Origin of the sequence: Latilactobacillus sp. VITA-14 (assembly GCF_046580785.1) — a bacterium.
GTDB classification, from domain to species: Bacteria; Bacillota; Bacilli; order Lactobacillales; family Lactobacillaceae; genus Latilactobacillus; species Latilactobacillus curvatus.
Genome location: NZ_JBJKTM010000024.1, coordinates 1 through 25,452, shown reverse-complemented (window position 1 = coordinate 25,452; position 25,452 = coordinate 1). Strand labels below are relative to the sequence as shown.

Below are 25,452 nucleotides of genomic sequence, written 5' to 3'. Positions count from 1 at the left end.
TTTGAGCACATTAGTGCTCAAGATTTAACGACGACGTTACTCCAAATTAACCAGCGACCGCTTAAAATACTCGACTGGCAAACACCGTATCAGGTTATGCTGACAAATTTGTCCAAAAATTCGGATTAAATTTGCAATCTACCTTATATGGTAGATTGTAAAATTAATCTACAATTGAATTTTATTTACCTTATGAAGATGTTCAAAACGCGTTAAAGGAAAGTGCGCAAAACCCCTTTATACGTACAAAGGATGAAGGGGTAGTGGGTAACAATGAGTGTAAATTAAATAAGGCACAAAAAAGGATGCTTAAGGATAAAGAAATATATAATTATTTCAATTTAGAAAATATTCCCAGTTCCATCAAAATGGAGCTAAACAAGATAGTGCATGACATCGATGACTAATACTTAAACACCAAACAGAAAGGGGCTATGAATATATAGGGTCTATAACTATCAAATCGCCCCTCGAAAACATTGAAAGAATAACCCCTAATATCTATAATGTAGATATTGGGGGCTATTTATATGTTTATACAATTTATAGTCCCTTGATAAGGACCCTATTTATATTATTTCTGCTTCAATAATTTTTATATCTTTTTCATAATCTCTTTCTGAATAATTCTGTTCAAATCCCCTTAATAACTCTGAATTTAGTTTCTTAGCTGACATTTCCATTCCAATCATAGTTATACTTCCCGAAGTAACCCCACCAACGACTGGAACAATTTTCGCAATTCCAGAGGCTAGTCCCTTTTTGGTTAGTGTTTTGCCAGCAACTATACTAGTTATTTTTTTTAATAATGGGTACCACAAAGTTTTCATTAAAGGTTTCCCTAATATTTGTTTAGAAGGTAGATTGCAAATTTAATCCGAATTTTTGGACAAATTTGTCAGCATAACCTGATACGGTGTTTGCCAGTCGAGTATTTTAAGCGGTCGCTGGTTAATTTGGAGTAACGTCGTCGTTAAATCTTGAGCACTAATGTGCTCAAAACGAGTCCCTTTAGGATAAAAATAACGTAAATTTCGATTAAAGCGTTCATTACTACCACGTTCAGCTGGAGTATAAGCATGGCAGTAATAGGTCTTAATACCATATTGTGATTCAAGTGATACTAGGCCACTAAACTCAGTGCCACGGTCCACAGTAAAGCTGTGCACCGGACCATTAAAAGTGGTTAGGAACTTAGTTAGTGCTTCATTAACAGTCGCTGTCGTCCGATCTTTTAACCGTTATGCCCAAAGGAACCGTGATTTTCGATCGATTAAAGTTAATAAAACTGCCTTACTATGCCCACGAGGACCAACGACTGTATCTAGTTCAAAATCGCCGATGCGCTTACGTTGATTAATCATCATGGGACGCTGTTCAATTGATCGCCCCAAAGATTGATTATATTTGGATCGTTGGTCAACGTTACGCCGTTGGCGTACGCCATGTTCAGGTAGATCATTCAAGGAGAAACCAATTCTCCCCTGATTTAGCCAATTATAAATAGATTTAGTCGCTAGTTTAAATTCGTGAGCAATCATTCCTGGTGACCAGCTTAGACGTAAATGGTTGAGAATTTTTTGCTTTAACTCATCGCTCAGCTTAGTTTTCCGACCACATCGTGATCGCTTGTATTCGGCATCTGTTTGTGCTAATTCAGCCTGATAAGGTTGACATCGAGATAATTCATAAGAAATTGTTGATGGTGATCGGTTCAGCCGAACACCCATTTGGATATTGGACAGCCCTAGTTCACAAAAGGTTTCGATTTTAATTCGTTCGGAATAGGTTATACTAGACAAAAGATCAGCTCCTAAAAGATGGGTTTGTGGTAAACACCATTTTAAAGGAAGCTGATCTTTTTTGTCCGAACAGCGTTCGGATTAATTTTACAATCTACCATAACGTCTCCATCTTTTCAAAACGACTTAATTCTACGGGCTATAAATAACTTAATTTGCCAGTGTATAACGTTTCAGATTAAGCTACCACTATGTTATAATAACCATATCGAAAGGAGATCAATCTAATGAAATATACGAAAACCAAAGCAGTATTAAATCAACTCGTTGCCGATTTGAGCCAGATGTCAATGATTATCCATCAGACGCATTGGTACATGCGTGGACCGAACTTTTTGAAATTGCACCCCTTGATGGATGAGTTCATGGAAGAAATTGACAGCCAACTCGATGTCATTTCTGAACGGCTGATTGCGCTTGATGGCAGTCCTTACTCGACCTTAAAAGAAATGGCCGAAAACACTAAGATTCAAGACTGGCCTGGCGAATGGGACAAAACAACCCCAGAACGCCTCGCACACTTAGTTGATGGCTATCGTTACTTGGAAGACCTTTACCAACACGGCATTGAAGTATCCGATGTTGAAAAAGACTTCAGTACCCAAGATATTTTCATTGGTCTCAAAACCGCAATTGAGAAGAAAATCTGGATGATTCAGGCAGAGCTTGGGTCGGCGCCGGAAATTGATGAATAAAATAATATTAAAAAATCGGTAGGCTTATGGTAGATTGCAAATTTAATCCGAATTTTTGACAAATTATTCAGCATTACTTGGTAAGATGTTTGCCAGTTGAGTACTTTCAGCGGCCTTTGGTTAATTTATCCTGATAAGGTTGACATCGAGATAATTCATAAGAAATTGTTGACGGTGATCGGTTCAGCCGAACGCCCATTTGGATATTGGACAGCCCTAGTTCACAAAAGGTTTCGATTTTAATTCGTTCGGAATAGGTTATACTAGACAAAAGATCAGCTCCTAAAAGATGGGTTTGTGGTAAACACCATTTTAAAGGAAGCTGATCTTTTTTGTCCGAACAGCGTTCGGATTAATTTTACAATCTACCAAATGCATAAAAGATTTCTGAATTGTATAGAAATAGGGAATGCCTTCCCTTATGATATTTAGTAACCACAGAAAACATCACAGGAGGCATTCCCCATGAATGAACTTACCACAGAAATTATCGCTGCACTAGCCCAAAAGCAAGATTTGGACGAAGTTTTTCGTCACCACCTCGAAATTGCGATTAACCAGCTGCTTCAAACCGAATTGGCAGAGTTTTTGGGTTACGAACGCTACTCATACGCTGGGATTAACACTGGTAATAACCGCAACGGCAGTTATGAGCGCTCGTTTGATACGAAGTACGGCCAACTTAACTTAACCATTCCTCGAGATCGCAATGGCCGGTTTGAAAATCATACCTTGCCAGCCTACGGTCGGCACAGTGATAATTTAGAAACAACGGTCATTCAGTTGTATACCAAGGGAATTACCACTGCTGAAATTGCCGAACTCATTGAGAAAATGTACGGTGCTCACTACTCCAAAGCCACGGTTTCCAACATGACTAAAGCCGTCAATGAACAGGTTCAAGCTTTCCAGCAACGTCGACTGGCTTCACAATATGCGGCCATCTTCTTAGATGCCACTTACTTGCCGTTAAAGCGGGATACCGTTCAAAAAGAAGCCGTTCATATTGCGATTGGCATTCGTCCAGATGGTACGAAAGAAGTGCTGAACTACCAAGTGGCGCCAGCGGAATCGACTGGAATCTGGACTGAACTGCTGGGAACCTTGATCAAGCAAGGCGTTAAAGATGTGCTGTTGTTTGTGGCCGATGGGTTAGTTGGTTTGGATGAAGGCTTGAATCGGCATTTCCCTAAAGCCAAACGACAACGTTGCCTGGTTCATGTTGGGCGGAATCTGATGAACAAAGTTCGCGTAAAAGACCGCAAGGCCGTGATCAGTGACTTTAAACAAGTTCATCGGGCCGCCAACCGTGAAGCAGCCGAACTGAAACTGAATGAGTTCGCCAACAACTGGCATCAGACCTATCCCAAATTAATCAAAGATCTGCTTAAAATGCCGAATTTACTCACTTTCATGGACTTTCCACCAGCTATCCGGCAATCACTATACTCCACTAACCTGATTGAGAACTTTAATAAGCATCTCAAGCGCACCACCCACCACAAAGAACAATTTCCAACGGAAGATTCACTGGATCGCTTCCTGGTTTCTCAGTTTAATGTTTATAACGAGAAGTCTCTGAAGCGGATCCACCGAGGGTTCAAAGGACTCCAGGACACCTTGGAAGCATCATTTATTTAAGTTAGATACATATTATATGTACGAAGGCATTTCATTTACACAAGATTCTTGACGCTACCCAATTTTTTTTGTTATAGTCAAAATAAAGCCAGCGAAAGCGAGGAGGACGTCATGAAACAATACACGAAATTTTTACTGATGATTCTTGTCTCTACAGTTATTATGTATGGGTTAATGTACCTTAATGTGTTCCAATTAGATCATATTTTTCTAAGCCAAACGCGACTGTATATGGCGCTAATTATGGGCGCCACCATGGCCATTGTAATGCTGTTATTCATGTGGTCAATGTACCAGAATAAACGTTTGAACCGCCTGATCCTACTTGGTAGTGCGGTGATATTTGCTGGCTCGCTTTATCTAGTTCGTAGCCAAGCGACCGTGCACGATGCAGCTTGGATGCAAGAAATGATCCCCCATCACTCGACCGCGATTCTAACCAGTGAACGCGCGCAACTCAGGGATCCGGAAGTCAAAGCCCTCGCACAGAAGATCGCTAAAACGCAACGTGAAGAGATCACGGAGATGAAACGATTATTGAAAAAAGTTGCCGATCAATAGCTGATAAAAAATAAGGAAGTTGACCAATCGGGCCAACTTCCTTATTTTTTAGGCTTATTAATCAACCGCAACGATCTGACCAGTCGCGATCGGTAACGTAACGTGTGCATCATAGTGGCCGACCATTCCGGCAACACTTTCTGGCAAGTGCACGTTAGCAGTCACGCCGTGAATATAGATCACGCGTTTTTCAAGGTGTAATTCCGACTCACCAAATGCTTTTTTAAAGTTAGCTTGTAGCTCACTTAATGGGACTTTCTTCTCATAAGTAAAATCACCGTGCTCATCCGCAGTTGGATAGCGGTCATGGGGAATATCCATATGTTCTGGGGCATCGTCAAAAGGTACCATCGTCGTCCCCGAAACGGCTTCAGTCTCCATGAGATCAACAAAACCATCTGCATTCGCATCCTGTGCAGCCGTTGCGATCAACGCCTGCTTACCATCCGGAAAGCCATGAAAATGTTCCCAATGCTGCATATTGGCCGGCGTGTTGTGCATTGTGATCTTAATCGTTAATTCATCATCTGCAATTGCGAACGTCGCTTCGCCATAAGCAGCCGTTCCAATCTTATCCGCATTCAATGGTACAATTTGTGCTGCATAGTGTGTGGTCATCAGCAAAACCTCCTTGTATTACCTGAACAATGATCAATAGCTACGCCGCTAGTATAACACAGTTCAGCGCTTACAAGTACCTGATTAGGCCAAGCAAGCAGTTATAGCATATTCTTAATTATGCTATGTGTAAAGTACCTACGGCGTAAAAATAGCGCAATTCAGCACGTCCTTAAAAGAACGAGTTTCCTTGCGCTTACATAAAAGCGGACAACTTTTATTCGATATCGGGTAGATTGTAAAATTAATCCGAACGCTGTTCGGACAAAAAAGATCAGCTTCCTTTAAAATGGTATTTACCACAAACCCATCTTTTAGGAGCTGATCTTTTGTCTAGTATAACCTATTCCGAACGAATTAAAATCGAAACCTTTTGTGAACTAGGGCTGTCCAATATCCAAATGGGCGTTCGGATTAATTTTACAATCTACCCCATATTTAAGAATATTATGTTGCATATGATCTCTCCCTTAATTTTAGTTCGACTAAAGTGTATTAGCTTTTGGGAGATATAAACTTGACGTCCATCAAGTTTATAAAATAGTTCTAGATACTTAAAATGCTCGTATTGACTAATATAATAATGGAATATACAATAGAAGGCGAGATATTGTGAATTATTAAATTAAAAGGGGTGGCACGGAATGGAAAACCAAGAAAAAATGGCGGCTTCAATGTTGCATAGAATGGTCCGTGAATTTACCGAAAATGAACTAGCACCGCTGGATATGGAAATCGACGCCCAGGGTGATTATCCGCAAGGCTTATTCCAAAAAGTGATCGATAATGGCTTGTTAACAATGACACTACCACGTGAATATGGCGGAGCAGGCATTAGCTATGACAGCGTTGCCAAGGCGATTCACCTGATGGCCATTGGTAATGCCAGCATGGCAGTTACACTGGAAGGCCACTTTAAGACGTTGGAACAGCTCTTAAAGTATGGTGATCAGCGCTTAAAGGATGAGTATCTGACGAGTGCGGCCCATCGAATTTTTGCCTTCTCGCAGACTGAATCGTCTGGGGGCTCAAACCCGCGTGGGATTGCTACGCGGGCTGTGAAGAGTGGCGATGATTGGATCATTACCGGCGATAAAATTATGATCACGAACGGCGGCCTCGCCCAGGTATACTGTGTGTTGGCAAAAACGGAAGATGATCAAATGGCCGTGTTTGTCGTGGATCAGGATATGCCTGGTTTTTCATTTGGAAAGCGTGAAGACTTCATTGGTCTACGCGGGACACCCGTCGGCGAAATTGTGATGGATCATATCAAGGTGCCGGGTTACCACCTACTTGGTCAGATCGGCCAAGGCCTCGAAATCGGCAATAACGCCCACGACGACGCGCGGATCTTGATGGGCGCCGTCCTCACGGGCATTATGGAACACGAATTACAGATTGCGGTCGACTATTCGAAGCAGCGTAAAGCACTCGATACCCCGCTTTATGAATTACAAACCATTCAAGAAAAAATTTCAGAAATCGCGATTGCCCGTCAGAACACGGAGCTACTGTATCAGCATGCGGCACAGTTGAAGATCACGGGACAGTCGTATGCCAAAGTTGCCGCGATGGCAAAATCGTACGGAAGTCGTTCGGCGGTCCGGTGCGGCGATATGGCGCTTCAAGTACTGGCTGGCTACGGGTATAGTCGCGAGTATCCGATCGAGCACCTCATTCGTGATGCGCGGGCCATGGAAATTGCTGAAGGTACGGTAGAACGGATGAGCGGTGAAATTGCACTAAAACAGGTTAATCAGTAAGGGGTGAACAACATGAAAATTGTGGTCTGCATTAAACAGGTACCAAGAAGTGATTCGGTCAAAATCGATCCCAAGACGAACAATATGGTGCGGGATAATGTCGAAGGGGTCATCAATCCATTTGATAAAAATGCGATCGAAGAAGCACTCCGGATTAAAGATCAACTTGGTGGAGAAGTCATTTTGCTGAGCATGGGGCCGGACGGATTCATGAGTTCGCTGCGCGACGGTCTCGCAATGGGGGCTGATCAGGCCATTCTCCTCAGCTCACGGGCCTTTGGGGGCGCCGATACCCTCGCAACCGGCTATCTAATCAGTCAGGCAATTAAAAAAATTGGTGGCGTGGATTTGGTATTGTTGGGACGCCAAGCAGTCGATGCGGATACCGGCCAAGTCGGACCGATCGTGGCCGAGTACTTAAACGTGCCCCAGGTCACCTTTGCTGAAGAACTGCGGTTTGTCGATGAACACACCTTGTACGGCCAACGCTTATTGGATGGCGCAACGCAAAGTGTCCAAGTGACATTGCCAGCCGTTGTAACAGTGCGCAGTGAATTAAACACCCCACGCTACGAAACACCGGTTAACATTCAAACCAGTTTTGAAAAACCAATCGACGTGTGGACGGAACACGATCTCGACTTAGATGCAACACGCATTGGTCAGGCCGGTTCGCCAACCACAGTACAAAAGGTGTACGCACCAAAACGTGAGAGCCGTCAAACGGTTCAACTCAGTGATGACAGTGCAACGGCAGTCAAAGAACTGCTGGCGCGGATTCGAAATTAGCGGGGTGAATAAAATGGCACAATCAATGATTGCAGTTTATGTGCAAACGGACGGTTCGATGGTGGAGCCGACCAGTTTACAACTGATTACCAAGGCCAGAGCAATTGCGAACGGTCAGCGTGTGGTGGCTCTATTGCCGACCAGCGACGCGGACCAAACCGTTGCGACGGTCAAGCAGTACGGTCCCGATGAAATTTTTGTGTTAGCCGACGACCGGTTTGCGGCAGCGACGGACACCGAGATTGCGGATGGCCTCTATCAGGTCGTGAAACAGGTTCAACCTAACAGCATGCTGATTCCAGCAACGGTGGTTGGGCGGTCGGTGGCCCCACGGTTACAGGCAAAACTCCAAACAGGGTTAACGGCGGACTGTTTAGACGTCTACTTTGATGGTGAAACACTGGTTCAAGTGAAGCCAACTTATGGTGATGACATCATGTGTGAAATCATTTGTGCGGATCGCCGGCCACAAATGGCAACGGTCCGGCCCAATGTATTTCAGGCTGAACCAGCGCAAGTTGCTACGCAAGTAACGAACGTGGACTTTGAATTTCATCCAGAAGCACACATTAAGATGGAAAAACCGACACCAATTATCAGTAGTTCGGCCAACATTAGTGATGCCGGTGTGGTGATTGCCTTAGGACGGGGGGCTGATAACCCGCAACTGATCGAAAAAGCGCAGAAATTAGCGGCTCGTCTGGGCGGAATGGTCGGTGTTTCTCGGCCATTAACCGATCACGCAGAATTTGGACATGAAAGCCAAATTGGACAAAGCGGCCAGTCTATTGCACCCGATTTATTGATTAACTTCGGTATCTCGGGGGCCACCCAGTACCTAGTGGGAATCGAAAATGCGAAGACGATTGTTTCGGTAAATACCGATCCGGATGCGCCTATTTTTACCAAATCAGATTATGCGTACGTTGGGGATTCCAATGATTTCATGGATACCCTGTTAAGTAGCACAAGAGTTTAAAAATCAACGCCAGCGACTCTTAGATAGGGATCGTTGGCGTTTTGTTGTGCGAAGAACTTTACACCCTGTCAGTGTGCTCTTATACTAAAAAAATGGACTATTTTTATTCAGTTGGCAAATTACAAGTTTAATCCGAACAAGCCCGGAATCTTTCAATGGCAGTCTGTTGATGATGTATTTTTAATGGTCGTTGATTAATTAGTTCAAGTGCTGCTAGGATCTCATCAGTCGTTACTTGGCTAAAATTGGTCTTTTTCGGGAAGAACCAGCGTAACCGTCTATTAAAATATTCATTGGAACCTCGCTCTCATGGTGAATATGGATGGCAAAAATAAACTTTGATCTGATAATCCTGTTCTAAGGCCTGATAATTGGCAAACTCTTTACCATGATCAACAGTAATGGATTTTACTTGGGGACCGAAGGCCCCCATAAACTTGCCAAAGGCGGTGTTTAGAGCCTTAGCCGTTCTATTAGGGGCTTTGATGGCCCATAGAAGTCGGGTCTTACGTTCTACGAATGTAACCAGACATGATCGTGACTCACTTCGACTAGAAAGCACCGTATCTACTTCCCAATGACCAAAAGCTAACCGTTGATTAACAGTTGTTGGCCGTTGTTCGATGGAAGTTCCACTTGTAAATTTCCCACGATTTTCGCTCACTCGGTGCTGGCGGACATTCCGATTGGGTAGATCAGTCAATTTGAAGGGGAGCCAGCCACGATTAAGCCAATTATAAATTGACGCAGTGCTCAAGTTATAAGCGGCCGCAATGGTTTCTGGTGACCAGGTTAATCGTAAGTGATTGGTAATTAAAGTCGCTAATGCTGCCGTCAGCATCGAACGACGACCGCAATTCCGCCTTTTGCGATCTGCATCTTGCTGAGCTAATTCTGGATCATAAGGTTTAACTCGGTCCAACTCATAGCTAATCGTAGCTTTGGCGACGCCTAAGGCGTCAGCCATTACTTGGTAAGATTTATTCCCCTCATTGACCAGTTGTGCTAGTGCGCCACGTTGAAAACGTGATAAAGTAGATGTACCCAAAGTAATCACTCCCTATATTGGTTGGGGTTCTGTTGCAAAGTTTTAAATCTACTATCAAATAAGGTAGGATAATAGAAAAAGATAGCAGGAGGAATGACGATGAATCATTTTAAAGGAAAGCAATTTCAGCAGGATGTGATTATTGTAGCCGTAGGCTACTATCTTCGTTATAACCTTAGCTATCGTGAAGTTCAAGAAATCTTATATGATCGTGGCATTAACGTTTCTCATACGACGATTTATCGTTGGGTGCAAGAATATGGCAAACTACTCTATCAAATTTGGAAAAAGAAAAATAAAAAATCCTTTTATTCATGGAAAATGGATGAAACGTACATCAAAATTAAAGGAAAATGGCATTATTTGTATCGAGCCATCGATGCAGATGGTTTAACCTTGGATATTTGGTTACGTAAAAAACGGGACACACAAGCAGCCTATGCTTTTCTTAAGCGGTTAGTGAAGCAGTTTGATGAACCGAAGGTTGTAGTCACAGATAAAGCCCCTTCTATTACAAGTGCCTTTAAGAAACTAAAAGAATACGGCTTTTATCAAGGGACAGAACATCGTACCATTAAATACCTGAATAATTTGATTGAACAAGACCATCGTCCAGTAAAGAGACGCAATAAATTCTATCGAAGTTTACGCACTGCCTCTACCACGATTAAAGGCATGGAAGCCATCCGAGGATTATATAAGAAAACCCGAAAAGAAGGCACTCTCTTCGGGTTTTCGGTCTGTACTGAAATCAAGGTATTATTGGGAATCCCAGCTTAAATCATAGATATCGTAAGGGATTTTATTCTTTATTTAAAACTTTGCAACAGAACCAAAGCAATTATTGTGCTCCCTGTTGCTAAATCTGCAAACACGGTATAAGTAAAAGGTGTGAAGCCATTTAAGACGGCTTTATCACCAATCACCAAAGGATCACTATCCTTAGTAACTTGTTGTAAGTGTTCGATTAAAGCTTGACCAGTTAAGTTGCTCTTAACAGCTTGCTTAATCTTGTGTTTCTGTAACCAATGCATAGGTTGCCTCCTTATAGAAACCAATGTGAAATTTGAAAGTCAATTTAAAAAGTGTTTATCCTAACTTTTTATCCTATTGAGTTATCCTAACGGCTCTGGTGCAAAGTTTGCCTGGCAACTTCATTCTAGTATACTGAGTGACAAGAAACGAGGGATTGTGCGCATGAATTACTTTAAAGGACGCCACTTTCAACAGGATATCATTATAGTAGCCGTTGGCTACTATTTTAGGTTCAGTCTCAGCTACCGTGATATCGTTGAATTGCTACGTGATCGCGGGGTTAGTGTGCATCACACCACGGTCATGCGTTGGGTTCATCATTATGGTCCCATCTTTAAGGCTTTATGGCGCCAACATCAAACCTCCCATACCAAAAGTTGGAGGATAGACGAGACTTACATTAACGTCAAAGGTCATTGGACTTATCTGTATCGTGCAATTGATAGCAACGGTCTGACGCTCGACTTCGAACTGCGAAAGCATCGTGATTATGCGGCAGCCTATCACTTTTTGAAACGGCTTTTGACGACCAATGGTCGTCCTGATCGCTTAGTCACCGATCAATATCGAGCAACACTTAAGGCGGTGAAGCACCTGATGAAACAAGACTACTTGAGCAAATCAGCACACCAATGTTCCAAGTATCGAAACAATTTAATCGAACAAGATCATCGATTCATTAAACGACACCGGGTGCGGTCAGCAAGTTTCCAAAGCATCCGAACCGCTAGTGCAACACTCAGCGGCATTGAAGTCATCCATGCATTACGCAAGAAAACCCGACGAGAGCTAAGCCTCATCGGGTTTTCAGCCGTGGACGAATTAAAAGCGATGGTGCCAGCATAACCTACAACACCCTATCAACAACTAGGTAAAAGGCACACTCTCAGACTATTTGCACCAGAGCCGCTAAAATCACTATTTCTAACGCATTGGATGAACACATCATTACCTCGCTGTTGCACGAAGGCGCACCGATCGATAATTTTGGTATCGGTGAAAAGCTCATCACTAGCGCGTCCGCACCGGTTCTAAGTGGCGTCTACAAGCTTGCGGCAACTGAGAGCAATGGTCAGAGCACCCCCAAGATCAAGGTCAGTGCCAGTCGCGAAAAACTAACGATTCTTGGTGATAAGCAAGTCTATCGTCTGTACGAACCAGGAACTCAGCGGGCCTTTGCTGATTTGATTGCACTAGCTACCGAGACGATCGTTGATGCGACCAGCCTAACCGTCGTCACCAGTGACCCACTCAGTGTCGACCGTCAACAGCGACTCACCCATTTTGAAGCCCGGCCCTTACTCGCGCCGGTAGATTTGTCCAACACCACGTCAATTCCGGTTACAACCATTCAGGCAACGACCCAGGCTAAACTTGCCGAGCTCCCACGAACAACCCAGCGGCTCGTCAACCCAGATCTTTACCCGGTCTACATGACGACCACACTCAGCCAGTTACAAACTAGTTTGTTGAATAAAATGACGATACTAGCAGATTAACAAACGAACACGCGTAGCAACGACCAAAGCCACTTCTGTACTTAGCGTTCAAATGACCGCTAAGTACAGAAGTGGCTTTAGTTTATATCAAGTAACAGTTAGCTCACTGACCAGTAATTTGATCATGTTCACCCGGGGTCAATATTTTGGTCATCACCGTAATCAAATACGCTTGTTCGCGCTCAATTTCAGTTCCCGGCAATTCCAGCATTAACTGCGCTAGGTAACCGAATAGCTGCGATAACAAACTTTGCAGTATCAAATCATTCGGCCAATCCACAATCAAATGATCTGCTTTTAGTTGATTTATGACACTTCCCATCTGCTTGACCATCTTAGGCGCAATCTGGCTAAGAATCTGTTCGCGTCGTTCGGTGTCAAAAGCTACCATTTCAAAAATGACCTTTAACTCTTTCACGTTAGCTTTAGCAAATGCAACTCGGTCCGTAAAAATTGCTGTGACGAATGCCTGTAGACTGGGATAACGCTGCCGTAATTTATCCTCTGAAAAATCACTCGCTAAGATTGGCACAATGTGCGCGGTAATTGGTGCTAAGATGGCATCCCGTAAGGCAGCCTTAGTCTTATACCGCCGATAGACCGTCCCCTCCGCAACGCCGGCCCGTTGTGCAATATCACTAGTACTGGTCTGGTCAAAACCCTTTTCAGCAAACAAATCGAGACTTGCCTGGAGGATGGCCCGTTGCTTAGGTGTAATCGTTTCATTCTGACTTAGATCCTGTTGAAAATAATCCCGTATCCGTGGTCGTTCCATATCCTCACACCTTCCGATAACGTTTCATTCCAACAATATTCAACATTGTTAGTACGACCATAAACCCTACTAATATTAACAAATTGACACCAATATCGCCAAGCCCAGCACCCTTTGTCACAACAGCCGTCAACGCATTAGCACCATAGTATAACGGCATGATGTGGGCAATTGCTTGCAACCAACTGGCCATGCCATCAACTGGAACCAACCCAGCAAAAAAGATTTGTGGTACAACAATCAGTGGAATAAACTGAATCATTTGAAATTCTGAGTTAGCAAAGGTGGAAATAAAGATACCCAAGGTCAAAGCCACTAACGCTAATAATAAGTTAGTCAGAAAGACCAGCCAAATACTACCAACTAAGTGAATCTTGAAGACCGTAATTGTAAAAACAACGGTCAGGACAGTCTGAATGATGGCAAAGCCCCCATAACCAATTAGATAGCCCATAATAATTTCACTCCGTCGAATTGGGGTTGCAAGTAGCCGGCTTAGGGTTCCAGTAGTGCGTTCATTCAAAAGTGAAACGCCAGAAATCAAGAACACAAAGAAGAAGACAAAGAAACCGAGAAAGGCTGGCAAAAAGCTTTCAAAGAACGTTGAATCACTACTACCATAAATATAATGAGACTTAGTCGTATAACTGGTTGCTTTAGCTGACTGAGTCGAACTAGACGTCGTGGCTGTGGCTTGCTTGAGTTGCTTTTGTAATTTCTCAGCAGTTGCCTGGTCACCGCGGGCCTGGGCTTGTGCAATGGCAGTCTTCAGCTTGGTCACCGTTGCTTGTGTCTGGGCTGCCGTCAGCTTCTTCAAAGCGGCTTGTTGCGATTCAAGGGCCGCGCGCTGTTTCTTAGTAACGGTCACCAGCGTCTTCATTTTCAACTTGACTAATCCTGATTGTAAACTCGCCTTAATTAAAGACGTGTTGGTTGGATTGCTATTTGAATAAGTAATCGTCAATTGACCATTTTTCTGAGTCAAATAGCCATCTAGATCATGCTGCTTAATCATTTTCCGTGCCTGTGAACTATCATAATGATGAATCGTCACGTTTTTGGTATCGATCACGTTAACCACGGATTGGTCTACATGATGAACACCCAAGCTTGCTAATTGCGTCGTGTTGTTTTGAAATAAGAAATACATCAGCGTCATAATCAGCAATGGTGCCAAAAACATCAGCGCCAAGGTACGCTTATCACGTAACATTTGCTTAAAAACTCGTCTAACGATTGCCATCGTTCGCATCTTGCATCCGCCCCGCTTTCAAAAAGACCTGTTCGATCGTATCTACTGCATACTGTTGTTTCAGTGCCGCGGGTGTCCCCTCAGCAAGCGCAATCCCGTGCCGAATCAACATGAGATAATCACACCGTTCTGCTTCGTCCATGACATGCGTTGTCACGAGCATCGACTTACCGGTATCCTTGAGCTTATTTAGTTCGGTCCAAATTTGTTGCCGTAATTCTGGATCAATCCCAACGGTCGGTTCATCTAAAATCAATAATTGGGGATCCTGAATCAGGGCAATTGCCAACGACAAGCGCCGTTTCATCCCACCCGAATAGCCACTGACCCGCTTGTCTAATTGGGACGTTAAATCAACTAATCCGGCTGCATAATCAATCATTTGTGCTAACTTTATTTTTGGAACGCTCATCAATTGCCCAAACAAGGTCAGGTTTTCACGGGCCGTTAGTGTCTCATACAAAGCGTCACTTTGGGCCATATACCCTACTTGTGCCATTACCGCCCTATTGGGCATCACCGTATCCATGACTTTAACAGTGCCACTATCCACAGCTTCCATCCCTAAAATACTCTTGATCAAGGTGGTCTTCCCAGCTCCTGATGGCCCAATCAAGCCATAAATCATTCCAGCCGGCAGTGTCAAATCAATCTGATTGAGCACTTGCTGATGACCAAAGTGCTTGCTGACCTGCTTGGCGATGACATAATCCGTTGCCATTTTAATAACCCTCTTTCTCAAAACGAGTGTATACTCACTCACTTAATGGCCTTAGTATAATCAGTACATCTCGGTTTGTCAACATTAAAATGAGTTATCACTCACTTATTTTGTTTCCGGCCTATTTGTCACCGCATTGCAAACAAAAATGCGCCACCCCGTTGTTGGGATGTCGCATTTTAATTAAATAGCAGCACTGATATAAGCGTTAGCAATGTTTAAGCCTACCGATTTTTTAATATTATTTTATTCATCAATTTCCGGCGCCGACCCAAGCTCTGCCTGAATCATCCAGATTTTTTTCTCAATTGCGGTTTTGAGACCAATGAAAATATCTTGGGTACTGAAGTCTTTTTCAACATCGGATACTTCAATGCCGTGTTGGTAAAGGTCTTCCAAGTAACGATAGCCATCAACTAAGTGTGCGAGGCGTTCTGGGGTTGTTTTGTCCCATTCACCAGGCCAGTCTTGAATCTTAGTGTTTTCGGCCATTTCTTTTAAGGTCGAGTAAGGACTGCCATCAAGCGCAATCAGCCGTTCAGAAATGACATCGAGTTGGCTGTCAATTTCTTCCATGAACTCATCCATCAAGGGGTGCAACTTCAAAAAGTTGGGTCCACGCATGTACCAATGCGTCTGATGGATAATCATTGACATCTGGCTCAAATCGGCAACGAGTTGATTTAATACTGCTTTGGTTTTCGTATATTTCATTAGATTGATCTCCTTTCGATATGGTTATTGTAGCATAGTGGTAGCTTAATCTGAAACGTTATACACTGGCAAATTAAGTTATTTATAGCCCGTAGAATTAAGTCGTTTTGAAAAGATGGAGACGTTACAATCTACCAATTAAATAAATCTACAATTGAATTTTATTTACCTTATGAAGATGTTCAAAACGCGTTAAAGGAAAGTGCGCAAAACCCCTTTATACGTACAAAGGATGAATGGGTAGTGGGTAACAATGAGTGTAAATTAAATAAGGCACAAAAAAGGATGCTTAAGGATAAAGAAATATATAATCATTTCAATTTAGAAAATATTCCCAGTTTCATCAAAACGGAGCTAAACAAGATAGTGCATGACATCGATGACTAATACTTTAACACCAAACAGAAAGGGGCTATGAATATATAGGGTCTATAACTATTAAATAGTCCATTTTTTTAGTATAAGAGCATTTATCATTGATTGCATCATTAGGATTGACGACATTGATTATGCAAGATGGTGTTTTCCATATTAGTGAAGGATCACCAATTATTGCATTTTTGCCAGTCATTATGATTGGAATTGTCTTCGGTCTGGCGATGGATTACGAAGTGTTCATGGTCTCACGGATTAGGGAGACATACATTGCCACTGGAGATACAAATCGGGCTGTTAAAACAGGATTGCAAGAGAGTGGTCCAGTCATTATTACAGCCGCTTTGATTATGATTGCTGTCTTTGGAAGTTTTGCCTTGGTTGAAGATCCAACGATTAAGTCAATTGGTATTTCATTAGCCAGTGGGGTTCTATTTGATGCCTTCTTGGTTCGTCTGATTATTATTCCGGCGATAATCAAGATATTCGGTCGTGCTAACTGGGTATTCCCATGAGCAAATTACTATAATAAGTTTAAGGATGATGCGCAATAAATAGGTATTGTGGCATTAAAAATATTTTTTTGGGAGTGATTTTAATCACTCCTTTTTTGTTTGATTATGTCGCATTTTTGATATCTTTACTATTTATAAAACAATACGAATAATTTTATTTTTGAGGTAATAAGATATAGAATGGCACTAACTTGTCGTTTAATATTCATAAAAATTATGGGGGAGTAGCTGTGATAAAAACCAAGATAACTAGTCTTGTCGTCATTGGGTTGATTTTGGGGGCAGGCTTATGGTTATATGGCAATATTGATGATGATGTTATGCCTGCAAAAACTGATAGTCAAACAACTAAGACAGTAAAGCAGGCAAAAACTGATAGTCAAACAACTAAGGCAGTAAAGCAGGCAAAATCATTAAGTCAACAGTACCAATATAAAGAAGCAAAATCAGTGTTATCGGGGCACAAAGGAACAACAGTTGATCATCTAAAAAAGAGTATTAATAAGCAACAGTCAAAGTTGGTCACGTGGGATGATCCGACAAAAATTTCACATCTTTTTTATCATTCACTAATCGTTGATCCTGGTAAAGCTTTCTCATCTAAGCAGGCACAGGGATACAAAGATTATATGGTGACCATCGACGAATTTATGCCGATGCTGAATCAGTTATATGATAATGGCTATGTATTAATTAACTTTAAAGATATCATTTCGATTGATAAACAAGGGAAGGTGACTTTCAAACCAGTCAAATTACCTGAAGGCAAGAAGCCTTTAATTATATCACAGGATGATGTTAACTATTATGAGTATATGAAGAATTCTGGATTTGCAGATAAATTAGTCGTCAATAAGCAAGGTGATGTTAAAAATCAATATACCAATAATGGTCAGAAGAAAATTGGTGATTATGACATGGTACCGATTATTGATACCTTCATCAAAAAGCATCCAGATTTCTCATACGGTGGCTCAAAGGGTGTGATTGCTGAAACGGGTTATAATGGGGTGCTAGGTTATCGTTCATCAAAGAGTCAATATGGTGATACAAAAAAGACACATCGCGAAGCTAAGAAAGCGACAAAGGTTGCTAACGCTATGAAAAAGGAAGGTTGGCAGTTTGCATCGCATTCCTGGGGTCATATAAATATGACTACGGCCAGTGTTGATGATATCAAAAAGGACACTACACTTTGGCAAAAGGAAGTACAACCAATTGTTGGTAAAACACCAGTATTGATTTTCCCATTTGGAGCAGATATTGGCTCATTTACAAATTATACAAATGATAATGCAAAGTACACTTATCTTAAGAGTAGCGGTTTCAGTATTTTCGATAATGTTGATGCGTCACAGACATCATGGGGTCAATTAACAAATGATTATTATCGTAATGCGCGGATAAATGTCGATGGTATTCGTTTACATGAAACAATGACTGGTGAGAACACGGTTCTAAATGACTTCTTTAATACAAAAGATTTTTATCATCGTGATAAATAATGAAGAGTGCGAGACAAAAGTCGTCAACAAAAAATTGGGTTATTTTTCAAACAGTTAGACAACACTATCACTCTTCATCAGCGTAAGCTTGAAAAACTCCAAGAACTTAAAAAAGGGTATCTACAAAAGATGTTTTGCTGAGCTTAATTTGATCAAATTTAGGATCCTATGAAACCCCATGACTTAATTTTTATTGTGCTTGGTCAACACTTAATTCACCTGTATAATGGATTACGCAGGAAGTTTTCTACGTAAAGTCAAGTATATTAGGACTCTAAAGTTTTAATTTATGACATATTTGGCATTATTGCTTTAATTGAGGCGTTTTATTTCTAAATTAGGAGCATCACAAAAGGCTTCAAAGAAATTACTTCTTTGAAGTTAACTTAGGCTATAATGAACCTGATCAATTAATTACGACAAAAGTCTTTTTGATTATTGTTGGCTACGTTGTAATCATACATTTGATCAGTGATAATCAAAATATATATCGTTCTAAGCAGTTTATGGATTGAAGCAATGGCAATTTTCTTGAACCCCTTCGTTTGAGAAAATTGCTTTTTTCGTTCATAGTAATCTGCTATATGACATGGACTAGTCTTAGCCGCTAGATCGATTTGTCCAATTGCACGATAAAGAATCTTCCGCGCAACGGCATTGCCGTGCTTAGAGATCCTTAAACTAGAATCTTTTTCCCCTGATTGATATCTACCTGGATCAATACCAACAAAAGCATTTATCTTGTTTGGATTACTGAATCTTCTAATGTCGCCTAATTCGGCTAGAATTCGGACAGCAGTTATTTCAGCGATATCAGGAATGCTCATTAAGATTTCTAGATCGCGATTAGGCAAAGTCTTAGCTAATTTAATCATTTCCTCTGATCTCCGCTCGCGATCAGCTGTAAGCCGTAATAATCTATTGGCGTAATAAACCACTTCATCACGCTCCGGGTCGTCTTGATCAACTGCTGGATAAGCTAAATCCGCGAGATGCTTAAGTTTAATAGCTAGTTTTTGAGCACGGTTAATACCATAACCTTTAAAATCTTTAATTTGCTTAGCGATGGTTGATACTTCAAGATTTCTAACATCTTGGCAGTGCGGAAAGAGCTCAACTAAATACCAGTAATTAACACCTCTAGAGTTATTGAAAATGGTTTCTAATTCTGGAAAAGTTAACTGTAAATATTTATGAAGTCGATTCTTGGAAGAAATAATATCGTGAGTTAATTCCTCATAAGCCCAACTTAAAGACTGCAATTGATGATAAACATCAGGCTCTTTTCGATTAGGTTGATGCTGATTTTGATCTTGAGCTAGTGCCAAATGGTAAGCATCATTGCGATCGGTTTTATTGCGACGTAAGCCCTGATTAATTTCTTTCTTAGCCTTTAAAGGATTAAGAAGAATATAATCATCTAAAAATCTAGTAATTCTGCGTGAATAAACTCCAGTTGCTTCTAAGATGATTTGTGGATGTTCGGCGTATTCTTTTAGATCTATCAACAGAGTTTTAAAGCCGATAGTATCGTTAGTGATCTTATATTCTCGTGTGGCGCCACTCTGAAGTACACAAACACTGGAATCACGACTACTTACATCTATGCCAAAGACAATGCTCATTTTTAAACCCTCCTAAATAGCTGTTAGTGGTTGGAACGTATTTACTAAGGTAATTATTTCTAATTTTCTAAACTGGACATCAAGTGTCGACATTCTTCGAAGAGAATACTAATTACTAAGTAAAACTGCCTGTTTTAAGGACGACGTCAAGCGTCTAAACTTCTTACGGCATATAGTTTCACCACTATTTAAAGTTTAGAACAAAACTAAAATAGTGAATCAACTATCCCGTCGGATAATCGATTCACTATAAAGCTTAGAATGTTTTAAGGGCGGTGGCTGTCTTTTCCCTTGTGAGGTGAGGCCCATGGGAACATGGAATAATCTTCAGGAAGGTTTCACAGTCAATGAGCGTCTTCCAGACACTCTCGTTGATGTTGCTGTTTGCAATGTTTATTTTAGCGTTGCTAACATACATCGACAAAAGGAACAAATAAAAAAGCCGCCCCGATTATAACTTTGGCGAGTTACGGGACGACAGTATCGTTTAGTTAACTAATGCCACCGCCTTTGAAGCGGCTTGCATGGGAAGTCTTGTTAGCGCAGGGCTTCCTTTTTCTGTCTCCATTATAGCATGCCCTTTAAAAACTGGCTAACGTTTTAGACTTTGATCGGGTTCAGAATCTGGTTGTTTAATTTCTGGATTCTTTTTAGCAAATGCTTGCAGCTGTTTTTGCGTTCGATTACTGATTTTCTGGTGTACATCATTTAATTTATTTTTTAGTTCTGATTTTTGTTGTGGATTCGTTGCTTGCTGAACTTGTTGTTGCAAGCCTTGGTAGGACTTATTAAGATCATGGGCTGATAGCTTTTTTAGATCATGCTCAGGTTCTTTTTGTGCTTCTTGTAAGCCTAATTGTTTGGTTAACCCGTCACTAAGCTCAATCACTTTGTTGCTAACTTGCTGGATTTCACTTAAAGCACTATGGATCACAGCTGTATCTTTAGCCCAGGTAGCCACATAACCGAGTGAATAGTTACTGGTATCAACGCCAATATTTTGCATGGCAACATATGCGACCGCTTCGGCTTGGGTTTCCTGATAGGCTCGTGGGCGATCTTTAAAGGCTGATTTTAACCCATGTAACTGACTATGCGCATATTCGTGATATAACGTCTTTAGTTTCAAAGCATTATCGGGCTCATCGCCACCAATGACGATTTCATTAGTGCTGGGTTGAAAATACCCCTTAGCCCCATTTAGCGTCGCTAAAGGAACTTCACTGACTTTAAGGTCGGGTTGCTGGTTTAAATAATCTTTGAACGCGTTATATAAGCTTGTCACATTCTGATGATCAGCCAAATTTTCTTTGACAAAGTCTTTAGCGCTTAGGACAGGGTCACCACTAGTTTGTGCCACGTCGAAGATGGGTAGGTAACGATAACCAACAATGGCCCGTTCGTCGGTAGTATCAAGTCGCTTTTGCTCAGCGGGTGTTAATTTCTTAATAATCGGTGCCGCAATTCGAATGGACTTAGCGCCCTTATTAACGGTGCGGTTAAAATCTGTTTGCCATTGCTTAAATCCCGCGACCTGGGTCGCTTGCGGATTTTGCGCATAAATCAAATCAATGTTTCTGGCGCTATAATGATGGAATTTAGCCAAGGTATTGAGGTACTTTTTAAATTGGCCACTATCAGTTAATTTTAGGATTTGTTGTTCAGCCTGGGCGACCAATTGTGCTTTCCAGGCTTTAACGTCTGCTTTACTCGGCATTGTCTACCCCTCCTCATCTTCAAAAATATCATTCAATGTCGGCAATGATCTTATTTGAATCGAGGTCGTGCCATAAAGGGCAACGTAACCGTCAGATAATTTTTGCCAAGCTACTTGATAATAGGCCCCGTTACCAGTAATTTCTTTTAAATACTTGTAGGTTCCTTTAGTCTGCAAAACCGGTAATTCACTCCCAATGACTGTTAATTCGTTATCCATATTTATGATCTCCTTTGTTTTGCTAATCTCACCCGTTGTTTAGGTTTACTTTTAGGGTTGTAAAAGTGAACCTAAATGACGGGTTCACCAACCGGAACGTAGTGTAGGGCGGTAGGCAGGTTCTAATCAAAATCAAAACTTAATTTATGGCCGTCAAGCTTTAACTTGGCGTCAAACGACTTTCCCTTTTTACTCTTGAATCCCTTTAGTTTGCTGGTTTCCCCCTTAGTGATTAAGGCTTTGATCGCAGTTTTACCGAGGGTTTTACTGCTCCATTTCTTGGGCAGGGTAAAGTCTTCGCCTTGCTTAGGCTTTACAATGTAAAACTTCTGTTTATTTAAAACGGTCGCTTGCGGTGTTTCTAAGAAGACCTCAGCGGCTTTTTGGGCTTGCTGATGATGATCGATTTGTTGCTTAATGGCTGCACTGCCAGTTAATTGCGTGGGAACATCAGCAATCAACTTTGCCACGAACTTTTTGATTTGGTTCAAAAAGTTATCCGGGGTACGTTCTTCGGTACTAATTTGCTGTAACGCTTGCTCCCATTTCGCTGTCATCTCTGGGCTAGTTAGCAAGGGTTCGAGTTCGACCGCTTTACATAATGTGATCCCAGCTTCACTGACGTGGAGTTTGTTCTTTTCAGTGACGAGATACCCGCGTTTCTTTAACACTTCTAGCACATTGGCCCGGGTCGCACTTGTCCCAATTCCTTGCACGTCTTTGAGAATCGCCTGGGCTTCTTCATCATCAAGCGTTTTACCGGCCGTCTTCATGGCTGTGATTAATGTCCCTTCGGTAAACGGTACTGGTGGGGTCGTTTCTTTTTGCGGCGTTTGCAGATTTGCTTGAACTTGGTCGCCTTGGTGAACGATCGGTAGGGTGGCTGCCTCTTGCTGGTCGGCTTTGTGATCATCAAATAAAACTTGCCAACCTTGCTTAGTTGGGACCTTACCCGTTGCTTTAAAATTGGCGTCGCCAACTTGGGTAATAATGATGGTTTCTTCATACTCGTAAGGATCAGCAAACATCGCTAACGTCGTTCTTAAAACCAAGTCATAGACTTGTTGCTGTATTTTAGGTAAGCTGGCTAATTTCTCTTTAGTCGGAACGACTTTAGTCATGATAATGGCGTAGTGTTCTTCAACCTTTTTTCCATTAACATAGCGCTTATTTGGGGTGGTATTGGTTAAAGCGATTCGCTTAGAGACTAACCCCAGATACTTCGTCAGATTAGCCACTAAATAATCAAATTCTTCATCAGTGATATAAGCACAATCGGTTCGGGGATAGCTAAGAAATTTAGCTTCGTATAAACTCTGAATGGCCGCTAAGGTTTGGCTGGCACTGGCATGATACCGTTTATTCATGGCACTTTGCAGACTGGATAGCGAGAATAGTTGGGGACTGGCACTCTTTTTAGCCTGCTTTTGCACGTCCTTGATTAAACCGCCCTGTGAACCTTTCTGAACGTGTTTAGCTTGCATGAATGTCATTAGCCCTGTTTCATCTTTAAACCGCTGATAGGGGTCTAATTTTGCGACGAATTTTTGCTGATTGGCTAAAATTTCCGCATTTAGTTCAAAATAGGGTTCCGGCTTAAAGTCTTTGATGAGTTGGTCTCTTTGATAGACCATATACAAAGTTGGCGTCTGCACGCGACCAATTGAATACACCCCGCGCACCCCATTTTGTCTCAACAACAAAGTATATAAGGGACTACCATTCATACCGATCAGCCAATCGCTAATTTGACGAGTTTGGGCTTCTTTATAAGCCAAATAGTCTTTGTGCCAATCACCAAGATTTTTAAAGCCGGTAATAATCGCGTCTTTTTCTAGGCTATTCAACCAAAGGCGCTTAATCGTTTTCGACTTAACATCAATATGCGCTTGGTTCATGATCGACCACGCGATATTTGACCCTTCTCGACCACTATCGGTGGCCACAATAATGGTATCGGCTTTCGTTAACAGGTCTTTAACGACCTTGAATTGGGCTTTTTTACTAGCTGACACTTCAAACTTGTATTTGTCGGGGAAAATCGGTAAATTAGATAAGGCCCATTGCTGATATTTCTGATCATATTTATCCGGTGTGGCTAGTTCAACTAAGTGTCCGAGACCATACGTGACAAGCGTATTTTTGGGCAAAACAGGGTCACTAACCGTATAGTAACCCTGTTTTTTTGTGCTCTTTTGAAAGGCTTGAACGTATGAACGGGCTTGACTAGGTTTTTCAGCTAAGATAACAGTGGTCATGTTCGTTCACTCCTTGTGATTAAGTTTTTGATCTACTTCTGTTTTACCTTGTTCAGCCGCTTTCAACCAAGTTTCACGGCGCAATTCTTGTTGTTGCTCTATCGATTGTTGCTTCAAATAATGTTGATACCGGTTGATGGCTTTGAGATCTGCATAGGCTGACCAACGGAATAATAAGCCACCCAGCAGTAAAACTAAGGCCATTAGCGCAGTTCCTAAAAAATCGGTATGGTTCGCCGTGAAAAGCTCTTGGTATAAATCCATTAACATGAGGTAAATTCCCATTATATAGAAGACCATGCTAACTAAGGTATCAAAATAGTAAGACAGCTTAGTCCGCCGGGAAGGTGTTGTAAAAGGGTCGGTTCGCATATCCTTTTTGGCTTTTTCCAATAACCAGTATGCGATTTTTTTCATAACTATTTCTCCCTCCTAGTGGCTACGGAAATAATTTTGAAACATTCTCATGGCACCCATACCAGCACTCTTAGTCACACCGGTTGAAGCCCAAAAGTCTTTAACGGCGTCAGGTGTCTTGACCACCAGAAAACCGAATCCGATTGAAGCAATAAAAGCAATAAACCCGTATTTAGCCATATTAGTGAAACACCATACTGATAATGACATACAAAGCACCTGGCTAATAATGGAGGCATTGTAATAAATATACTTCTTCCACCACGTGCCACTATAATCAAAGCTTTCAGTCGCCATGCTCATTGCAGCTAAAGGAATTGTCAGGTTATACCAAGCCATATCAGCCACAAACACACACATCTTGATAAAGAACACGACGGTTACGACAGTGAAGATTAGCAGAAACAAAATCTGTAAGGGTAGCGAAATGCCAACATCTTTTAGCCCAGGAACTTTATTCATGCCGGTAATTGATTTAGCAGTGAATTTCTGATCAGAACTAAACATATACTTTAGCAGGGGCAAGGTAATTGAACCTTGAATAAAGCCCTGTAAAAACACGAAAACCGGAATCACGGCCGCTGATTTAATCCCGTCCATGATGATATTAGCCCAAGTAACATCGGTACTTTCATCTGCCTCTTTTAGAATTGTCATCACAATGCGGCCAAGGACGACCACAACGACTAACGATGTCGCAAAGGACAGGAAGATGGCATACCACGTTTTAACAATTGGCAAGCTTTGATTGGCTTGGTCAATGATTGCCTTACATTTGACCTGATAATCCTGTTCTAAGGCCTGATAATTGGCAAACTCTTTACCATGATCAACAGTAATGGATTTTACTTGGGGACCGAAGGCCCCCATAAACTTGCCAAAGGCGGTGTTTAGAGCCTTAGCCGTTCTATTAGGGGCTTTGATGG

Annotated in this window: 23 protein-coding genes and 9 pseudogenes; 15 read left to right on the top strand and 17 right to left on the bottom strand. The window is 41.7% G+C overall.

Annotated features, from left to right (window positions below):
* Positions 1–129: pseudogene (locus ACF1X7_RS08890) on the top strand (IS30 family transposase); the annotation flags it as partial.
* Between the two features lie 440 nt (positions 130–569).
* Here the strand turns inward: ACF1X7_RS08890 and ACF1X7_RS08885 are convergent.
* On the bottom strand, positions 570–830 hold the full coding sequence (locus ACF1X7_RS08885; RefSeq protein WP_251926063.1) for a hypothetical protein: 261 nt from the start codon (positions 828–830) through the stop codon (positions 570–572).
* 42 nt (positions 831–872) lie between these two features.
* Positions 873–1,802, bottom strand: a pseudogene (locus ACF1X7_RS08880) (IS30-like element ISLpl1 family transposase).
* Between the two features lie 227 nt (positions 1,803–2,029).
* Here ACF1X7_RS08880 and ACF1X7_RS08875 point away from each other — a divergent pair.
* Entirely contained in the window at positions 2,030–2,497 is a 468-nt protein-coding gene (locus ACF1X7_RS08875; protein WP_003587210.1) for a Dps family protein, read from the top strand.
* A gap of 115 nt (positions 2,498–2,612) precedes the next feature.
* Here the strand turns inward: ACF1X7_RS08875 and ACF1X7_RS08870 are convergent.
* Positions 2,613–2,768, bottom strand: a pseudogene (locus tag ACF1X7_RS08870) (helix-turn-helix domain-containing protein); the annotation flags it as partial.
* A gap of 194 nt (positions 2,769–2,962) precedes the next feature.
* Here ACF1X7_RS08870 and ACF1X7_RS08865 point away from each other — a divergent pair.
* Both ACF1X7_RS08865 and ACF1X7_RS08860 read left to right on the top strand, forming a co-directional pair.
* Complete coding sequence (locus ACF1X7_RS08865) at positions 2,963–4,138, top strand: IS256 family transposase (protein ID WP_035147929.1); 1,176 nt, start codon at positions 2,963–2,965, stop codon at positions 4,136–4,138.
* 111 nt (positions 4,139–4,249) lie between these two features.
* Positions 4,250–4,699 carry a DUF305 domain-containing protein gene (locus ACF1X7_RS08860; RefSeq protein WP_025016530.1) on the top strand — a complete coding sequence of 150 codons (450 nt, stop codon included), beginning with the start codon at positions 4,250–4,252 and terminating at the stop codon, positions 4,697–4,699.
* 57 nt (positions 4,700–4,756) lie between these two features.
* Here ACF1X7_RS08860 and ACF1X7_RS08855 read toward each other — a convergent pair whose 3' ends face one another.
* Positions 4,757–5,317 (bottom strand): hypothetical protein, encoded by a 561-nt coding sequence (locus tag ACF1X7_RS08855; RefSeq protein WP_025016531.1) that lies wholly within the window; start codon positions 5,315–5,317, stop codon positions 4,757–4,759.
* Between the two features lie 329 nt (positions 5,318–5,646).
* Between ACF1X7_RS08855 and ACF1X7_RS08850 the strand changes: the two are divergent.
* The 4 genes and pseudogenes from ACF1X7_RS08850 to ACF1X7_RS08835 all read left to right on the top strand — a co-directional run.
* Positions 5,647–5,736 (top strand): annotated as a pseudogene (locus tag ACF1X7_RS08850) (IS30 family transposase); the annotation flags it as partial.
* Between the two features lie 225 nt (positions 5,737–5,961).
* Positions 5,962–7,083, top strand: coding sequence for an acyl-CoA dehydrogenase family protein (locus tag ACF1X7_RS08845; protein ID WP_016265833.1), 1,122 nt, complete (start codon positions 5,962–5,964; stop codon positions 7,081–7,083).
* A 12-nt stretch (positions 7,084–7,095) separates the two neighbouring features.
* Positions 7,096–7,872 (top strand): electron transfer flavoprotein subunit beta/FixA family protein, encoded by a 777-nt coding sequence (locus tag ACF1X7_RS08840; protein WP_016265834.1) that lies wholly within the window; start codon positions 7,096–7,098, stop codon positions 7,870–7,872.
* Positions 7,873–7,885: 13 nt separating this feature from the next.
* On the top strand, positions 7,886–8,851 hold the full coding sequence (locus ACF1X7_RS08835) for an electron transfer flavoprotein subunit alpha/FixB family protein (protein ID WP_016265835.1): 966 nt from the start codon (positions 7,886–7,888) through the stop codon (positions 8,849–8,851).
* Positions 8,852–8,978: 127 nt separating this feature from the next.
* Here the strand turns inward: ACF1X7_RS08835 and ACF1X7_RS08830 are convergent.
* Positions 8,979–9,899, bottom strand: a pseudogene (locus ACF1X7_RS08830) (IS30-like element ISLsa1 family transposase).
* A 99-nt stretch (positions 9,900–9,998) separates the two neighbouring features.
* Between ACF1X7_RS08830 and ACF1X7_RS08825 the strand changes: the two are divergent.
* Positions 9,999–10,679, top strand: coding sequence for an IS6-like element IS1216 family transposase (locus tag ACF1X7_RS08825; protein ID WP_001015311.1), 681 nt, complete (start codon positions 9,999–10,001; stop codon positions 10,677–10,679).
* Positions 10,680–10,708: 29 nt separating this feature from the next.
* Here the strand turns inward: ACF1X7_RS08825 and ACF1X7_RS08820 are convergent, their stop codons facing one another.
* Positions 10,709–10,933, bottom strand: a complete 225-nt coding sequence (locus ACF1X7_RS08820; protein ID WP_411162683.1) for a hypothetical protein — start codon at positions 10,931–10,933, stop codon at positions 10,709–10,711.
* Positions 10,934–11,096: 163 nt separating this feature from the next.
* Here ACF1X7_RS08820 and ACF1X7_RS08815 point away from each other — a divergent pair, with 163 nt between their 5' ends.
* Positions 11,097–11,780, top strand: coding sequence for an IS6 family transposase (locus tag ACF1X7_RS08815; protein WP_002816065.1), 684 nt, complete (start codon positions 11,097–11,099; stop codon positions 11,778–11,780).
* Between the two features lie 62 nt (positions 11,781–11,842).
* Positions 11,843–12,433: pseudogene (locus ACF1X7_RS08810) on the top strand (nicotinate phosphoribosyltransferase); the annotation flags it as partial.
* A 103-nt stretch (positions 12,434–12,536) separates the two neighbouring features.
* Here ACF1X7_RS08810 and ACF1X7_RS08805 read toward each other — a convergent pair.
* The 4 genes from ACF1X7_RS08805 to ACF1X7_RS08790 all read right to left on the bottom strand — a co-directional run bounded on the left by ACF1X7_RS08805 (position 12,537) and on the right by ACF1X7_RS08790 (position 15,895).
* The gene (locus ACF1X7_RS08805) at positions 12,537–13,208 is read right to left on the bottom strand and encodes a TetR/AcrR family transcriptional regulator (protein ID WP_025025373.1); all 672 of its coding nucleotides are present in this window, start codon (positions 13,206–13,208) and stop codon (positions 12,537–12,539) included.
* 4 nt (positions 13,209–13,212) lie between these two features.
* A complete protein-coding gene (locus tag ACF1X7_RS08800; RefSeq protein ID WP_027822874.1) occupies positions 13,213–14,460 on the bottom strand; it encodes an ABC transporter permease in 1,248 nt (415 codons plus the stop codon).
* Complete coding sequence (locus ACF1X7_RS08795) at positions 14,438–15,181, bottom strand: ABC transporter ATP-binding protein (protein WP_003581836.1); 744 nt, start codon at positions 15,179–15,181, stop codon at positions 14,438–14,440. Before ACF1X7_RS08795 ends, ACF1X7_RS08800 begins: the two co-directional genes overlap by 23 nt.
* A 246-nt stretch (positions 15,182–15,427) precedes the next feature.
* Positions 15,428–15,895, bottom strand: a complete 468-nt coding sequence (locus tag ACF1X7_RS08790) for a Dps family protein (protein ID WP_003587210.1) — start codon at positions 15,893–15,895, stop codon at positions 15,428–15,430.
* Positions 15,896–16,371: 476 nt separating this feature from the next.
* Here ACF1X7_RS08790 and ACF1X7_RS08785 point away from each other — a divergent pair, with 476 nt between their 5' ends.
* From ACF1X7_RS08785 to ACF1X7_RS08775, 3 genes and pseudogenes are all read left to right on the top strand, one after another.
* Positions 16,372–16,785 (top strand): MMPL family transporter, encoded by a 414-nt coding sequence (locus tag ACF1X7_RS08785; RefSeq protein WP_411162682.1) that lies wholly within the window; start codon positions 16,372–16,374, stop codon positions 16,783–16,785.
* A gap of 230 nt (positions 16,786–17,015) precedes the next feature.
* Positions 17,016–18,290 carry a polysaccharide deacetylase family protein gene (locus ACF1X7_RS08780; protein WP_411162681.1) on the top strand — a complete coding sequence of 425 codons (1,275 nt, stop codon included), beginning with the start codon at positions 17,016–17,018 and terminating at the stop codon, positions 18,288–18,290.
* Positions 18,291–18,314: 24 nt separating this feature from the next.
* Positions 18,315–18,431: pseudogene (locus ACF1X7_RS08775) on the top strand (restriction endonuclease subunit S); the annotation flags it as partial.
* 269 nt (positions 18,432–18,700) lie between these two features.
* On the opposite strand, the gene ACF1X7_RS08770 reads toward ACF1X7_RS08775, so the two are convergent.
* The gene (locus ACF1X7_RS08770; protein WP_411162680.1) at positions 18,701–19,915 is read right to left on the bottom strand and encodes an IS110 family transposase; all 1,215 of its coding nucleotides are present in this window, start codon (positions 19,913–19,915) and stop codon (positions 18,701–18,703) included.
* Between the two features lie 347 nt (positions 19,916–20,262).
* On the opposite strand from ACF1X7_RS08770, the gene ACF1X7_RS08765 reads away from it, so the two are divergent.
* A complete protein-coding gene (locus tag ACF1X7_RS08765) occupies positions 20,263–20,352 on the top strand; it encodes a putative holin-like toxin (protein ID WP_072672334.1) in 90 nt (29 codons plus the stop codon).
* Positions 20,353–20,507: 155 nt separating this feature from the next.
* Here the strand turns inward: ACF1X7_RS08765 and ACF1X7_RS08760 are convergent, their stop codons facing one another.
* The 6 genes and pseudogenes from ACF1X7_RS08760 to ACF1X7_RS08735 form a co-directional block, all read right to left on the bottom strand.
* Complete coding sequence (locus tag ACF1X7_RS08760) at positions 20,508–21,632, bottom strand: ArdC-like ssDNA-binding domain-containing protein (protein ID WP_411162679.1); 1,125 nt, start codon at positions 21,630–21,632, stop codon at positions 20,508–20,510.
* 3 nt (positions 21,633–21,635) lie between these two features.
* Positions 21,636–21,851, bottom strand: coding sequence for a hypothetical protein (locus ACF1X7_RS08755; protein ID WP_016526809.1), 216 nt, complete (start codon positions 21,849–21,851; stop codon positions 21,636–21,638).
* A gap of 122 nt (positions 21,852–21,973) precedes the next feature.
* Complete coding sequence (gene topB / locus ACF1X7_RS08750; protein WP_411162678.1) at positions 21,974–24,109, bottom strand: DNA topoisomerase III; 2,136 nt, start codon at positions 24,107–24,109, stop codon at positions 21,974–21,976.
* Positions 24,110–24,115: 6 nt separating this feature from the next.
* The gene (locus tag ACF1X7_RS08745) at positions 24,116–24,526 is read right to left on the bottom strand and encodes a hypothetical protein (RefSeq protein ID WP_411162677.1); all 411 of its coding nucleotides are present in this window, start codon (positions 24,524–24,526) and stop codon (positions 24,116–24,118) included.
* 15 nt (positions 24,527–24,541) lie between these two features.
* Positions 24,542–25,300, bottom strand: a pseudogene (locus ACF1X7_RS08740) (conjugal transfer protein TrbL family protein); the annotation flags it as partial.
* Positions 25,301–25,452, bottom strand: a pseudogene (locus ACF1X7_RS08735) (IS30 family transposase); the annotation flags it as partial.

Coding starts and splice junctions, on each gene's coding strand:
- ACF1X7_RS08855 (WP_025016531.1), bottom strand. CDS start 5,317: ATGACCACACACTATGCAGCACAAATTGTACCATTGAATGCGGATAAG.
- ACF1X7_RS08885 (WP_251926063.1), bottom strand. CDS start 830: ATGAAAACTTTGTGGTACCCATTATTAAAAAAAATAACTAGTATAGTT.
- ACF1X7_RS08755 (WP_016526809.1), bottom strand. CDS start 21,851: ATGGATAACGAATTAACAGTCATTGGGAGTGAATTACCGGTTTTGCAG.
- ACF1X7_RS08845 (WP_016265833.1), top strand. CDS start 5,962: ATGGAAAACCAAGAAAAAATGGCGGCTTCAATGTTGCATAGAATGGTC.
- ACF1X7_RS08800 (WP_027822874.1), bottom strand. CDS start 14,460: ATGCGAACGATGGCAATCGTTAGACGAGTTTTTAAGCAAATGTTACGT.
- ACF1X7_RS08840 (WP_016265834.1), top strand. CDS start 7,096: ATGAAAATTGTGGTCTGCATTAAACAGGTACCAAGAAGTGATTCGGTC.
- ACF1X7_RS08820 (WP_411162683.1), bottom strand. CDS start 10,933: ATGCATTGGTTACAGAAACACAAGATTAAGCAAGCTGTTAAGAGCAAC.
- topB (WP_411162678.1), bottom strand. CDS start 24,109: ATGACCACTGTTATCTTAGCTGAAAAACCTAGTCAAGCCCGTTCATAC.
- ACF1X7_RS08825 (WP_001015311.1), top strand. CDS start 9,999: ATGAATCATTTTAAAGGAAAGCAATTTCAGCAGGATGTGATTATTGTA.
- ACF1X7_RS08805 (WP_025025373.1), bottom strand. CDS start 13,208: ATGGAACGACCACGGATACGGGATTATTTTCAACAGGATCTAAGTCAG.
- ACF1X7_RS08760 (WP_411162679.1), bottom strand. CDS start 21,632: ATGCCGAGTAAAGCAGACGTTAAAGCCTGGAAAGCACAATTGGTCGCC.
- ACF1X7_RS08745 (WP_411162677.1), bottom strand. CDS start 24,526: ATGAAAAAAATCGCATACTGGTTATTGGAAAAAGCCAAAAAGGATATG.
- ACF1X7_RS08770 (WP_411162680.1), bottom strand. CDS start 19,915: ATGAGCATTGTCTTTGGCATAGATGTAAGTAGTCGTGATTCCAGTGTT.
- ACF1X7_RS08875 (WP_003587210.1), top strand. CDS start 2,030: ATGAAATATACGAAAACCAAAGCAGTATTAAATCAACTCGTTGCCGAT.
- ACF1X7_RS08865 (WP_035147929.1), top strand. CDS start 2,963: ATGAATGAACTTACCACAGAAATTATCGCTGCACTAGCCCAAAAGCAA.
- ACF1X7_RS08815 (WP_002816065.1), top strand. CDS start 11,097: ATGAATTACTTTAAAGGACGCCACTTTCAACAGGATATCATTATAGTA.
- ACF1X7_RS08860 (WP_025016530.1), top strand. CDS start 4,250: ATGAAACAATACACGAAATTTTTACTGATGATTCTTGTCTCTACAGTT.
- ACF1X7_RS08835 (WP_016265835.1), top strand. CDS start 7,886: ATGGCACAATCAATGATTGCAGTTTATGTGCAAACGGACGGTTCGATG.
- ACF1X7_RS08790 (WP_003587210.1), bottom strand. CDS start 15,895: ATGAAATATACGAAAACCAAAGCAGTATTAAATCAACTCGTTGCCGAT.
- ACF1X7_RS08765 (WP_072672334.1), top strand. CDS start 20,263: ATGAGCGTCTTCCAGACACTCTCGTTGATGTTGCTGTTTGCAATGTTT.
- ACF1X7_RS08795 (WP_003581836.1), bottom strand. CDS start 15,181: ATGGCAACGGATTATGTCATCGCCAAGCAGGTCAGCAAGCACTTTGGT.